The following is a 13,651-nucleotide window of genomic DNA, read 5'->3' on the forward strand; positions in this document are numbered from 1 at the left end:
CAGCTTTCACAGCTTCACGAAACGGAGCGCCGACCCTGGGATTCCGCAGCGTGGCGGTATCGGCAGCACGCGCGATGCTTGGTCGAAAAGAAGCTGAAAAGAAAAACCCGCCTCGGTGGGCGGGTCGTTGGCGCTAATTAGCACCATAGTGAGATTAGTAGCATAGCTGCCGGCACAAAGCAAGAACAAAATGTGGCACCGCGGCAAAAGTTGCGATCTCCCGCTTTGCGAAGGGAGATGCCAAGCAGTGGCGCCCTGGAAGCGGAGGAGACCTGCCAATGCTAAAAGAACGCCTGCAACCCGGTCTGCGCCCGTCCGAGGATCAGCGCATGCACATCATGCGTGCCCTCGTAGGTGTTGACGGTCTCCAGGTTCTGGGCGTGGCGCATGACGTGATAACCGATCTGGATGCCATTGCCGCCATGCATGTCGCGGGCCTGGCGGGCGATGTCGAGCGCCTTGCCGCAATTGTTGCGCTTGACGAGCGAGATCATCTCCGGCGCCATCTTGCCTTCATCCATCAGCCGCCCGACGCGCAGGCTGCCCTGCAAGCCCAGCGCGATCTCGGTCTGCATGTCGGCGAGCTTCTTCTGGAAAAGCTGCGTGCCGGCCAGCGGCTTGCCGAACTGCTTGCGGTCGAGGCCATATTGGCGGGCGCGGTGCCAGCAATCCTCAGCCGCGCCCATCGCTCCCCACGAAATGCCGTAGCGCGCCCGGTTGAGGCAGCCGAACGGTCCTTTCAGGCCCGAGACGTTGGGCAGCAGCGCGTCCTCGCCGACCTCGACGCCTTCCATTACCACTTCGCCGGTGATCGAGGCTCGCAGCGACAGCTTGCCGCCGATCTTCGGCGCCGACAGCCCGTTCATGCCCTTTTCCAGGACAAAGCCGCGAATCTCGTTGTCATGCGCGGCCGACTTTGCCCAGACGACGAACACGTCGGCGATCGGCGCGTTGGAAATCCACATCTTCGAACCGGAGATCCTGTAGCCGTTCGCAGTCTTTTCGGCCCGCGTCTTCATGCCGCCCGGGTCGGAACCGGCATCCGGCTCGGTCAGGCCAAAGCAGCCGATCCATTCGCCCGACGCCAGCTTCGGCAGGTATTTTTTGCGCTGCTCTTCCGAGCCATAGGCATGGATCGGATACATTACCAGCGACGACTGCACGCTCATCATCGAGCGATAGCCGGAATCGACGCGTTCGACCTCGCGCGCGACCAGCCCGTAGGTGACGTAGTTGGCGCCGAGCCCGCCATATTCCTCGGGGATGGTGATGCCGAGCAGACCGGCCTCGCCCATCTCGCGGAAGATGCCGGCGTCGGTCTTCTCTTCGAGATAGGCTTCCTCGATCTTCGGAGCGAGCTTGTCGGCGGCAAACGCCGCGGCGCCATCGCGCACCATGCGCTCGTCCTCCGAAAGCTGGTCCTCGATCAGGAAAGGATCATCCCAGACGAATGCGTTCTTATCGGCGGCCATGGCTCTCGGTCTCCCAAACTCATGCATGTGGCCCAAAGCTTGCCCGCGGGCCTGACCCGACGGTGTTTGGCAGCTTGGAGATAACGACATGCATCGAAACAGAAATCTTGAAACGCGCGGCTTATCGGCTCCCGTCCTGAAAAAATCAAACGAAATAGCTTCGCCGATGCATGAGCATTGGTGATGGATCATCAATATCGAGCGCCGCCGTCTGACCTGGCGCAGCCCGGCTCGCGAAATTACTTCCGCTTCAACGCATCGGCCAAAGCGGCGCCGAAAGCGCCCTGCTGCGCCGGCCGCTCCGGCTGGCGTTGGGGCGCCGGCACACGCGGCACCGGCCTGCTGCCATTGTCGCGCGGCTTCGGTGCGCCACCGTCACCGTCCTTGCGCATCGACAGGCCAATGCGCTTGCGCTTGAAATCGACGTCGACGACACGCACCTTGACCACGTCGCCGGCCTTGACCACCTCGTGCGCGTCCTTGATGAAACGGTCGGCCAGTTGCGAGACGTGCACCAATCCGTCCTGGTGCACGCCAATATCGACGAAGGCGCCGAAGGCCGCGACATTGGTGACGGTGCCTTCAAGCCGCATGCCGGGCTTCAGATCCTTGATATCGTCGACGCCGTCGGCAAAGGTCGCGGTCTTGAAGCCGGGGCGCGGATCGCGGCCGGGCTTTTCCAGCTCCGCCAGGATGTCGCGCACCGTCGGCAGGCCGAAGCGCTCGTCGACGAAGACGCGCGGATCGAGCGCCTTGAGTGCGGCGCTGTCGCCCATCAGCGAGCGAACGTCGCGCCCGCAGGCCGCAACGATCTTCTTGGCCACGCCATAGGCTTCCGGATGCACGGCCGAGGCGTCGAGGGGTTCGCTGCCGTTCGGAATGCGCAGGAAGCCGGCGCATTGCTCGAACGCGCGGGGTCCAAGGCGGGAGACCTTCAACAGTTCGCGGCGGCTGGCGAACGGGCCGGAGGCGTCGCGATGCGCAACGATCGCCTCGGCCAGCGATGCGCCGAGACCCGAAACCCGCGCCAGAAGCGGCGCCGACGCCGTGTTGAGATCGACGCCGACGGCATTGACCGCATCCTCGACCACCGCTTCCAGCGAGCGGCCGAGGCGGTACTGATCGACATCGTGCTGGTACTGGCCGACGCCTATCGATTTCGGCTCGATCTTGACAAGTTCGGCGAGCGGATCCTGCAGGCGCCGGGCGATCGACACCGCCCCGCGCAGCGACACGTCGAGGCCGGGAAATTCCGCCGCCGCCGTTGCCGAGGCGGAATAGACCGAGGCGCCGGCCTCGCTGACGATCACCTTGAGCGGCTTCGGTCCGGACCCGGCAGGCATGTCACCCAGCATGTCGGCCACCAGCCTTTCGGTCTCGCGGCTGCCAGTGCCGTTGCCGATCGAAATCAGCTCGACGTTGTGCAGCCGGATGAGCTTGGCCAGTTCGGCCTGCGTGCCGCGGACATCGTTCTTCGGCGGAAACGGATAGACGGTTGTCGTCGCCAGAACCTTGCCGGTGCCGTCCACCACCGCGACCTTGACGCCGGTGCGAATGCCCGGATCGAGCCCCATCGTCGGCCGCGAGCCGGCAGGCGCGGCAAGCAGCAAATCCTTGAGATTGCGGGCGAAGACGTGGATTGCCTCCTCCTCGGCCCGCTCGCGCAGATCGCGCATCAGATCGAGCGTCAGGTGAAGCGACAGCTTTATGCGCCAGGTCCAGCCGGCTACTTCCATCAGCCAGCGGTCTCCCGGCAACTGGCGGCCGATGGCGTAGGTATCGGCGATCATCCGCTCGACCGGTTTCACCGGTGACACATCGTCCGCATCGACCTCGATCTCGAGCGACAGCACCTCCTCGTTGCGGCCGCGCAGCATGGCCAGCGCGCGATGGCTGGGCACGTTGGCCCAGCGCTCGACATGGTCGAAATAGTCGGAAAATTTCGCGCCCGCCTCCTGCTTGCCATCGACGACGCGCGAGCGCAGGAAGGCGCGTTCCTTCATATAGGTCCGCAACTTGCCGACTAGGTCGGCATTCTCGGCGAACTGTTCGGACAGGATATCGCGCGCTCCCTCGAGCGCCGCCTTGGTATCGACGACGTCTTCGCTGATGTAGGCCAGCGCCAGCTCGGCGGGTACGGCCGTACGGTCGGCGAGAATGGCTTCCGCCAGCGGGCCCAGCCCGCGCTCGCGTGCGATCTCGGCCTTGGTCCGGCGCTTCGGCTTGTAAGGCAGGTAGATGTCTTCGAGTTCGGCCTTGGTAGCGGCCGCAGCGATCTTTGCCTCGAGCTCTTCGGTCAGCTTGCCCTGCTCGCGGATCGAACCGAGGATGGTGTCGCGGCGCGCGTCGAGCTCGCGCAGATAGGCGAGCCGCTCGGCAAGGTCGCGCAGCTGCGTGTCGTCGAGGCCGCCGGTGACCTCCTTGCGGTAGCGCGCCACGAACGGCACCGTCGCGCCGTCGTCGAGCAAGCCGATCGCCGCCGCAGCCTGTTCGGGCCGCGCGCCGATCTCGGCGGCTATGATGGTTGCGATGCGCTTGATGTCGGATGCCATGTCGTACCTGTCGTTGGTCGAAAAGAGCAGCGACCATAGGCGCAGAGCACTGCTGCGCCAACTGCGCCATTTTCAACCCGGCGAGAGGTCCACAGGAAAGGCGCGGCTGTCTGGATCGGATCAGACCATCCGGCTCAGCGCCTCGAAGAAAGAAATCATATCCAGATCGAGCGGATCGTCGACCGGTACCGGCTGCGACGACATCTTTGCGATTACCATTTCGGCCTTCGGATTGACGTAAAGCCACTGGCCGTGGATGCCGATGCCGCAGAAGGCGCCGCTTGCCGCGCCCGTCTGGTACCATTTGTTGCGATAGCGGCCACGCGGAAACAGGAACGCCATCGTGCCGCGTTGCCAAGCCTCGGCGTCACCGCCAGTTTCGGTCGTGTCGCGCACCCAGCTCTCCGGCACGATACGGCAGCCATTGGCCATGCCGCCTTGCCGCATCATCTCGCCGACCCGGGCGAGGTCGCGCGGCGTCACCGAAATGCCGCCGGCCGTACGCGCCGTGCCTTCCATGTCCGCGGTTACCAAAGCTTCGCTGACAGCGCCGAGCGGCTCCCATAATTTCTCGCGCATCAGATCGGCGAAGCGCCGGCCCGACGCACGTTCGAGCAGGATGCCGAGCAGGTCGGAATTGGGCGAACGGTAGCGGAACGTCCGGCCATGCGGCTCGGACAGGCCCTGCAGCGTCATGAGGAAAGTGGCCAGGCTCTCGGTGCCCCCGCCTGGATTCCACAGCATGGCGCGGCGATAGCGGGCGAAGGCGCTTTCCGGATCGAGATAGGCCTCTTCGAAGTCGAGGCTGACACTCATGTCGAGCACGTGCCGCACACTCGCGTCGCCATAGGCCGAGCCTGCGGTTTCCGGGATATAATGGGTCACCGGAGCCTGCGGATCGAAAATCCCCTCCCCTTCCAATATGCCGGCGACAATCGCGGTCAGCGACTTGCTAATCGAAAAGATGATGTGGCGTGCACCGGACTCCATATGCGGCGCGAACCAGTCGCCGACGAATTTGCCGCCCTTAATGATCGTCAGCGCGTCGGTATCGGAGCGCTTGAGAAAAGCTGCGACGGTCTGCGCGCCGCCTGCAAGAGCGACCTTTTCACCAAGTAGCCCGCCGAAATCCTGCGCCGGCGCCTCGCTGCTGCCCGGCTTTGCCGCCACGGCAGCGCTCGGCACCAGTTCACCGACATTCTGGAACGACCACCGGCTGAACGGGCTTTCCCGCCAATTGCCGAGCAGCACCTCCTTGCGGGCAAAGCCATATCTGGTTTCGAACGCGGTCTTGCCGGCCATTGGCGCTTCCTTCGGTCTTTGGCGTTCTAGGCGAGCGCCGCGGCGATGGCGTGCACGGTTTTCAGTGTCGCCACCGAATAGGCGACGTTGGTAAAATTCGGATAGCTCGAAAGCTTCACCACGACCATTTTCGTGTCCCAGTCGATATGGATCAGCTGCCCGAACACGCCCCGGCACATCAGCGCCCGCGAGCGCGGGTCCTCGATCCAGAACTGGTTCCGGTAGCTGCCTTCCGGCAGGCTGGGACTGAAATCCGGTCCATGCCTGCCATTGCGCGTCGCCTCGATCCAGTCGGCCGGCACGACGCCACCGCCATTGTCGAGGATCAGCTGGCCGAAGCGGCCATAGTCGCGCAGCGTGGCGTTGAAGCCGCCATCGGCAACTGCATAGCCGGCGCTGTCGACGGTGAAGCAGGCGCTTTCATCCGCACCGAGTTTTTGCCAGAGCTCTTCCGAGACCAGCTGCGCCAGCCGTTTGCCGCTCACGCGTTCCATTATGAAGGCGAGCACGTCGGTCTCGATCGAGCGGTATTCGAAGGCAGCGCCGTGTGGCCGGCTCTTTTCCTTGAGGCCCAGGATCAATTCGAATATGTGCGACGGCCAGCGGAAGGCCGGATCGCTGCCCGGCGGCACCGGCTTCCAGCCGGTGGCGACGTCGACCTGGCCGATGTCCGAATAGGGATCGGTGTATTCCTCGGAAAAGCGCACCCCGCTCGTCATGTCGAGCACATGCTGCACGCTGGCGCCTGCCCAGCCGGTCGCTTCCAGCTCCGGCAGATAGGTCGTCACCGGCGAAGCCGGATCGATCAGCCCGCGCCCGACCAGTATGCCGAACACCGAGGCGGTGACCGACTTCGCCATCGACTGCGACAGATGCAGCGTGCGCTCGGTCATGCCGTTGAAGTAGCGCTCATAGACGATCTTGCCGTCCTTGAGCACGAGAAACCCATCGGTATAGGTCTCGTCGAGCAGCCCGGCCAGCGTCGTCGGCTGCCCCATGCTGTCGTCCACCGGCAGCGGGTCGAGGTTGACCTCGGCGCGCTCCAGCCTGTGGCGATGGCCATTGCCGCGCCAGACTTCGACGGTCGGCAGAATTTCGCGGATATGCTGGAACGCCCATCGATTCCATGGCGGCCGGTCCCAGTCGAGCTTCGGCGGAACCATCTGCGGCGGCGAACCCTGCATGATCGGCGGCGCCGGTTCGCTGTTGCGGTAAGAATTCATCCAATCCCCTTGCACAAGGAAGGGAGGCCGAAGCCTCCCTTCGGTCTGATCCTAGAGCAAGGCTACTTGCGCAAATTGGTCCAGATCTTGTTGTAGATCTCGACCACTTCCGGTGGGCAAGGCGGTACGAATTCCGCCGCCGGTGCACCGGCCGGCGGATTGATTTCCGGCGCGCTGGCGAAATCGGGCGGCAGGAACTTGTGGCTGCCGGTGATGCCGTTATCGTAGCCGGCGAATTCCGAAATCAGCGCCGCGTTTTCGGGAGCCATGACAAAGTCCTGGAACAGCTTGGCATTTTCGAGATTCTTGGCGCCCTTCAACACGGCGACATTGTCCATCCAGCCTTCGATGCCTTCCTTGGGATAGGCATATTTGATCGCCGGGATTTTCTGGCGCGCACGATAGGTCGCGCCATTCCAAGCCTCGGTAACGATCACGTCGCCGGAGGTGATCTTGGTGATGGTGTCGTAGCTGAAGGTCTTCCATGACGGCTTGGCGGCCATCAGTATGTCGTTGACCTTCTTCAGATTGGCCTTATCGGCGCCGCAACGCGGTACGCCGGCGTAGCGCTCGGCCGCATGCATCACAGTGTTGACATCGTCGAGCATGTTGATCTGGCCCTTCAACTCGTCCGGCGGGTCGAACAGGATCGCCAGCGTGTCGATGTCCCCCTTGTATTTGTCGGTGTTGACTTCGAAGGTCGTGGTGCCGAACTGCCACGGCACGGTGTAGTGGCGGCCATTGTCCCAGTAGATGTCGACGAAGCGCGGGTCGAGGTTCTTGCCGTTTGGCATCGCATTGGGCTCGGTCTTTTCGAGCAGGCCCTCGTCGATCATGATCTTCACGGTGTAGTCGGAAGGGACGACGATGTCGTAGCCGGAATTGCCGGCGCGTACCTTCGACAGCATGGTCTCATTCGAATCGTAGTCGTCCAGCGTCACCTTGACGTTGTATTGTTTTTCGAATTTTTCGATCAGCTTGGGGTTGGTGTAGTCACCCCAATTGTAGATGTGCAGCTCGCCGTCAGCGAGCGCAGGCACCGCCCATAAAAGCGCCGCCGTCGACACGGCAGCCATCAGTTTCCTAGACATCACACTCTCCTTTGCCTTCCCATTGATTCACTTGGCCTTGAGTCACTTGGCGCGGCGGCGCGCGATCAGGAACGATATCGAGACGAACAGGATCGAGACCAGCAGCAGGATGGTGGAGATGGCGTTGATCTCCGGCGTCATCGGCCGCCTGATCTGGTTCCAGATGTAGAGGGGCAGCGTCGTCTGCCCGGGGCCGGCGACCAGCTGCGTGATGGTGAAATCGTCGAAGGAGACGATGAAGGCGAGCGCCCCACCCGACAGAACGCCGGGAACCAGCAATGGCAGCGTTATGCGCCTGAAAGCATGCCACGGCGTGGCATAGAGGTCGGCCGCCGCAGCTTCGAGCGTCAGGTCCATGTCCTCGAGCCGCGCCCGGATCGGCATATAGGCGAATGGAATGCAAAAGACGGTGTGGGCGAGGATCAGATTGCCGATGCCGAAATTGAGCCCGAGCGTGCCCGCGATCAGCGCAAAGAACGAGAGCGTCGCCACCGCTGTGATAATTTCCGGAACCATCAGCGGCAGATTGATGATCATGAAGGCGGCCGACAGCCCGCGCCACGGCTTCACCCGGGTCATGCCGATTGCCGCCAGCGTCGCGGCGATCGTCGAAATGATCGTGGCGGTGACAGAGATGATCAGTGTGTTCTTGGCGGCGTTGTGGAATTCCTGGTTGAGCAGCGCACTGCCATACCAACCGAATCCGATGCCTTCCCAACGCGTCACCAGCGAACCGGTGTTCAGCGAAAAGATCATCAGGATCAGGATTGGCGCGTAAAGCACGCAGAGGCAGATGATGGCGATCGAGCGGAACCCCGGCTGGTCCTTGATATCGGCACTGCGGGGGTCAGCCATGCCGCATCTTCCCCGACGTGGTGCGGACATAGAAATAGAGCGCCACCAGCACCGCGGCCATCAGGATCAGCGCCTGTGCGCAACCGAGCGGCCAGTTGCGCCCGGAACCGAATTGCTGGGCGATGAGATCGCCGATCATCAGATGGATGCCGCCGCCCAGGATCAGCGGCGTCACATAGGCGCCGAGGGCTGGAATGAAGACCAGCAGGCAACCGGCGATGATGCCGGGCCGCGACAGCGGGATGATCACGCGCCACAGCACCTGCCGACGGGTCGCATAGAGGTCGTAGGCCGCCTCGACCAGGCGGAAATCCAGCTTCTCCAGGCTGGAATAGAGCGGCAGCACCATGAACGGCAGGAACGAATAGAGCAGGCCGAGCTGGATGGCGAAGTTGGTGTAGAGCATGGTGATCGGCTTCTCGATCACCCCAAGTGCCATCAGCGCGTTGTTGATGAGGCCCTCGTCGCGGATGATGAACATAATGGCGAGTGTGCGCACCAGAAGGTTCGACCAGAATGGGATGGTCATCAACAGCACCCACCAGTTGCGCTGCGCCGGCGGTCGCGTCGCCATGAAATAGGCGGTCGGAAAGCCGAGCAGCAGGCAGATGATCGTCGTCACCACGGCAAACAGAAACGAGCGCAAATAGATGATCAGGAAATCCGGCGTGAACTGCAGCGTGTCGTCGAAAATATCGCGCTGGAACAGGAAGTTCAGATAGGCGTCTGTCGAGAACTTCCACTGCACACCGCCATAGGGTGCTGCGGCGAGAAATGAATAGATGAGGATGATGAGAAGCGGCAGCACGCCGAAGACGCCGATGATGACCAAAGCCGGCAACGAAAGCAGGCGGTGGCGCCTTGCAGTGGCTTTCTCCGCCTCCGCTTCGAATACCGCCGCCTTGGAAAAGGTGATTGCCATCAATCCCTCAAAATGCGCGCGCCATCGTCCTCGAACACGACACCGACCTTGGCGCCCGGCTCGAATGAGACGGCGCCCGAGCGGCTGTTCTGGTGGCGCACGATGAAATCGTCGCCGCCTTCGAGCTTCACGTGATAGTGGGTGTCGGTGCCGAAATAGACGACATTTGCCAGGGTTCCCGAGACCATGCCCTTGGCGGCATCGGCGACGAGATCAGCATGTTCCGGCCGCACCACCACAGTCACCGCCCCGGAAGGGTCGAAGTTTTCCGGAAATCCCGCCGCCACCGTAGCTTCGGACGCGATCTTCACCATTGCGATGCCGGATTTCTTCGACACGACAGTGCCCTTGAGGAAATTGGTTTCGCCAATGAAGTCGGCGACGAAGCGCTCGGCCGGCCGGTCGTAAATATCGCGCGGCGTGCCGACCTGCAGGATCTTGCCGGCCGACATCACGGCGATGCGGTCGGACATGGTCAGCGCTTCTTCCTGGTCATGGGTGACGAAGATGAAGGTGATGCCGGTCTGGTGCTGCAGCCGTTTCAGTTCGATCTGCATTTCCTTGCGCAGCTTGTAGTCGAGCGCCGACAGCGGCTCGTCGAGCAACAGCACTTTCGGCTGTGGCGCCAGCGCGCGCGCCAGTGCCACGCGCTGCTGCTGGCCGCCGGAGATCTGGCTGGTGCGGCGGGCACTCAGCGCCTCCATCTTGACCAGCTTCAGCATCTCGGCAACGCGTGCCTTGATTTCGGCTTTCGGTTTGCCCAGCATCTCCAGGCCGAAGCCGATATTCTCGGCCACCGTCATGTGCGGGAACAGCGCATAGGACTGGAAGACGGTGTTGACTGGCCGCTTGAACGGCGGCAGCGGCGCGATGTCCTGGCCGTGCAGCAGGATTTCGCCTTCGCTGGGGAAATCGAAGCCGGCAATCAGCCGAAGCAGCGTCGTCTTTCCGCAACCGGACGGCCCCAGCAGCGTGAAGAACTCGTTCTCGCGGATCGACACCGAAACCGTGTCGAGAGCTGCGACTTGTACATCCCCGGTACCGAATACCTTGCGGACGCCGCGGACTTCGATTGCACTCTTACCCGGCTGATCCGGCACGCACTTCCCCATTGTTATGTCCGCTCTTGTTGGCGGATCCAGTTCCCATTCGATTGTCAGCATATGCCGGTCGGCTTGGCAACCATGCATCTGAATCTCGGTTCAGAACGCAAGCCCCGTGCCATAGTCAGCGCCACCATTAAACCTGATAAGTGATCTTGCCGCCGCAAATGGTGCTGACCGGATGCACCTTGTGTAACAAACCCGGTTCAGCTGCCTCGATATCGGCCGACAGCACCACCAGATCGGCCAGATAGCCTGGTTTCAGCCGGCCCTTGCGGTGCTCCATGAATTCGGCATAAGCGCCTTCGACCGTATAGCCCGCAAGCGCTTCCAACAGCGAGAAGCTCTGGTCGGGAATGCCGTCTGCCCAAGGTTTGCGCAGCATCGCCGCCTGAATGCCCAGGATCGGGTCGATCCGCGACACCGGCCAGTCGGAAGCGAAGACGACATGCGCGCCCGCCTGCTTCAGCGTCCGCCAGGCATAGCTCAGCGGCCATCTTTTGCGACCGATGCGCGAAAGCGTCGGCTCCAACGGGAAGTCCATGGCGCCGGGCGGGTGCGGCGGCTGCATCGAGGCGATGACGCCGAGTTCGGCGAAGCGCGGCACGTCGGCGGCAGTGGTGACCTCGATGTGCTCGACCCGGTGCCGGCTGTCGCGTTTGCCGTTCTTCCGCTGCGCCGCCTCGTACCCATCGAGGACCGCGCGCACCGCGCCGTCGCCGATCGAATGCACCGCGACCTGCAGCCCGCGCCGGTCGGCCTCCACCGCCACCTCGGCGAGATGCTCCGGCGTAAACAGCGGCTCACCGCGCCAGCCCGGCCGGTCGGCATAGTCGTCGACCATGACCGCGGTCCAGCCTTCCAGCACGCCGTCGTAAAACATCTTGACCATGCCGGACGACAGCCATTCCGATTGGTAGGAGTTGGCCATGCTCGATGCCTTTTCCAGCCTGTCGAGCGTCATGAAGTTCTTGAAATGAAAAGGTATCTTGGTGCGGCAGAGCAGCCGCCCTTCCTGTTCCAGCCCGGCTAGCAGCTCGAGCTGGTAAAGATTGCCGTCCATGTTCTGGATCGAGGTGATGCCGTGGCGGGCGCACCATTCCAACCCGCGATGCATCAGGTCACGATCGGCCGCGACTTCGGCGGCGGAAGGGTACGGCTCGGGCTCGCCGCCTGTCGCAAGGCCGAGCCGCACGCGGTTCTGCCCGGAAAGCTCGAGGATCGGCCCGAACGCCTCGCCCTCGCGCAATTCGCCCGCCGCGAGCCCGTCGGCGCCCATGACGATCTCATTGCCGGGGCCGAGTTGCTTGCCGTGCAGGATGCCAGCCAGCTCAAGCGCCTTGGTGTTGGCCCACATCGTGTGGTGATCGGAAGCCGACATCGCGAACGGCCGGTCGGCGATGATGCGATCGAGATGATGGCGGGTGACCGGCTCTTCCTTCGAAAGGATGGTGTAGTCGACGCCGGCCCCAAGCAGCAATTTGGCGTTCGGCCGTGCTGCCGCATAGGCGCGGATCGCGTCGCTCAGCGCATCGAAGCCATGCACGCCCTGAAGGTGCAGATTGTCGAGCTCGGCCGCGCCGCCGAAAAGATGCATATGCGCTTCGATGAAGCCCGGCACCACCGAACCGCCTTGCGCATCGATAATCTTCGTGGCCGGCCCTTTCAGCGCCTCGATCGTCCGACGATCGCCAACCGCCAGGATGTTGCCGTCCTTTACCGCCACCGCCTCGGCCGTCGGATTGCCTTCGTCCATGGTCAGCACACGGGCATTGGTGACGATTAGGTCGGCATTTGAACTCATGATTACCCGCGGTTCGGTTGCGCTGCCGGCAGGCTAGACGACCGGCTACCGTGCCAGCAAGCCATGGCTGGTTGGCCCAGCGCCTTGTGAAAGGCAGTGCAGGACGGTTAGGGTCGCCGCGTCTCACCACGGAACAATTTCATGAAGACTGTTTTTTCGCCTCTCCATGCCGGCCATTCCGGCAATGTCGAATTGATCGCCGGCGCCATCGTGCCGGCATTTGAAAAACCTTCGCGCGCCGAGTTCATCAGGGCGCGGGTGGAGAGCGAGAAGCTCGGTCCGATCCTGCCGCCGGAAATCCACGACCTCGCCGCCGCCAGGAAGGTGCATGCCAGCGACTACATCGATTTCCTGCCGACCGTGTGGCCGCTCTGGGAAGCGTCGGGCCGCAGCGGTTCGGCCATTCCCTTCACCTGGCCGACGCGCGGCCTGCGCGGCGACGTGCGCCCGAAAGGCATCGACGCGCTGCTCGGCTTCTACTCCTTCGACGGCGGCGCGACGTTCGTCAAAGGCACATGGGACGCGATCAAGTCGTCCTATGACGTCGCGCTGACCGCCGCCGCGCTGGTCAAGGCCGGTGAGCCGTCCGCCTTCGCGCTCTGCCGCCCGCCGGGGCACCATGCCGGTGCAGCTTTCATGGGCGGCTATTGCTTCATCAACAACGCCGCCGTCGCCGCGCAATGGTTCCGCGACCATGGCGCCGGGCGCGTTTCGATCCTCGACGTCGATTATCACCACGGCAACGGTACCCAGGAGATCTTCTACCGCCGCGGCGACGTTCAGGTGCTGAACCTGCATGGCGATCCGATGACCGAATATCCGTTCTTCCTCGGCCATGCCGACGAACGCGGCGAGGGCGACGGCGAAGGCTTCAACGACAATTACCCGATGCCCTTCGGCACCGGCTGGGACGTGTGGAACGCCTCACTTGAGGACGCTTGCACGAGGCTTTCGGCTTATGCTCCTGACGTCGTCGTGGTTTCACTCGGCGTCGACACGTTCGAGAAGGATCCGATCAGCCAGTTCAAGCTGAAAACGGGCGACTATCCCAGGATCGGCCGCCGCATCGCCAGGCTCGGCCTGCCGACGCTGTTCGTCATGGAAGGCGGCTACGCCGTCGAGGAGATCGGCATCAACGCCGTCGGCGTGCTGACCGGCTTCGAGGACCGCTAGAAGTGCTGCCGGTGCCTGCCAATTACATGGCAGCGCTCGGCAAGCGGTGCCGCCGGCCTGACCGACCGCTCCGCCTGCAGCGGCACGCGCTGGCCGGTCCGCTATCTTGTTGTTGGACCATGATGTTTTTCCAGAATGCGTTCGCCCTTTGCGA

Annotated in this window: 10 protein-coding genes; 1 reads left to right on the top strand and 9 read right to left on the bottom strand. The window is 63.1% G+C overall.

All coding sequences use genetic code 11. The features are described 5' to 3' along the window. Positions 1–281: 281 nt before the first annotated feature. The 9 genes from NKH13_RS12190 to NKH13_RS12230 all read right to left on the bottom strand — a co-directional run bounded on the left by NKH13_RS12190 (position 282) and on the right by NKH13_RS12230 (position 12,324). Positions 282–1,472, bottom strand: a complete 1,191-nt coding sequence (locus NKH13_RS12190) for an acyl-CoA dehydrogenase (RefSeq protein WP_352664437.1) — start codon at positions 1,470–1,472, stop codon at positions 282–284. A gap of 239 nt (positions 1,473–1,711) precedes the next feature. Beyond that, entirely contained in the window at positions 1,712–4,024 is a 2,313-nt protein-coding gene (locus NKH13_RS12195) for a Tex family protein (protein WP_352912611.1), read from the bottom strand. A 120-nt stretch (positions 4,025–4,144) separates the two neighbouring features. Beyond that, the gene (locus NKH13_RS12200; RefSeq protein WP_352713415.1) at positions 4,145–5,326 is read right to left on the bottom strand and encodes a serine hydrolase domain-containing protein; all 1,182 of its coding nucleotides are present in this window, start codon (positions 5,324–5,326) and stop codon (positions 4,145–4,147) included. Positions 5,327–5,352: 26 nt separating this feature from the next. Beyond that, on the bottom strand, positions 5,353–6,549 hold the full coding sequence (locus NKH13_RS12205) for a serine hydrolase domain-containing protein (protein WP_352713417.1): 1,197 nt from the start codon (positions 6,547–6,549) through the stop codon (positions 5,353–5,355). A gap of 62 nt (positions 6,550–6,611) precedes the next feature. Further along, entirely contained in the window at positions 6,612–7,640 is a 1,029-nt protein-coding gene (locus NKH13_RS12210; RefSeq protein ID WP_352713418.1) for an extracellular solute-binding protein, read from the bottom strand. A gap of 42 nt (positions 7,641–7,682) precedes the next feature. Further along, positions 7,683–8,495: an ABC transporter permease gene (locus NKH13_RS12215; RefSeq protein ID WP_352713421.1), complete on the bottom strand. Its 813-nt coding sequence runs from the start codon at positions 8,493–8,495 to the stop codon at positions 7,683–7,685. Beyond that, on the bottom strand, positions 8,488–9,417 hold the full coding sequence (locus tag NKH13_RS12220) for an ABC transporter permease (RefSeq protein ID WP_352713423.1): 930 nt from the start codon (positions 9,415–9,417) through the stop codon (positions 8,488–8,490). Before NKH13_RS12220 ends, NKH13_RS12215 begins: the two co-directional genes overlap by 8 nt. Beyond that, a complete protein-coding gene (locus NKH13_RS12225; protein ID WP_352714565.1) occupies positions 9,417–10,517 on the bottom strand; it encodes an ABC transporter ATP-binding protein in 1,101 nt (366 codons plus the stop codon). The genes NKH13_RS12220 and NKH13_RS12225 overlap by 1 nt, the downstream gene beginning before the upstream one ends. Before the next feature lie 139 nt (positions 10,518–10,656). Then, the gene (locus tag NKH13_RS12230) at positions 10,657–12,324 is read right to left on the bottom strand and encodes an amidohydrolase (protein WP_352713426.1); all 1,668 of its coding nucleotides are present in this window, start codon (positions 12,322–12,324) and stop codon (positions 10,657–10,659) included. A 141-nt stretch (positions 12,325–12,465) separates the two neighbouring features. Between NKH13_RS12230 and NKH13_RS12235 the strand changes: the two genes are divergently transcribed. Continuing rightward, a complete protein-coding gene (locus tag NKH13_RS12235; protein ID WP_352713429.1) occupies positions 12,466–13,497 on the top strand; it encodes a histone deacetylase family protein in 1,032 nt (343 codons plus the stop codon). Positions 13,498–13,651 lie beyond the last annotated feature (154 nt).

It is taken from the genome of Mesorhizobium sp. M1348 (assembly GCF_040317925.1).
Lineage (GTDB): Bacteria > Pseudomonadota > Alphaproteobacteria > Rhizobiales > Rhizobiaceae > Mesorhizobium.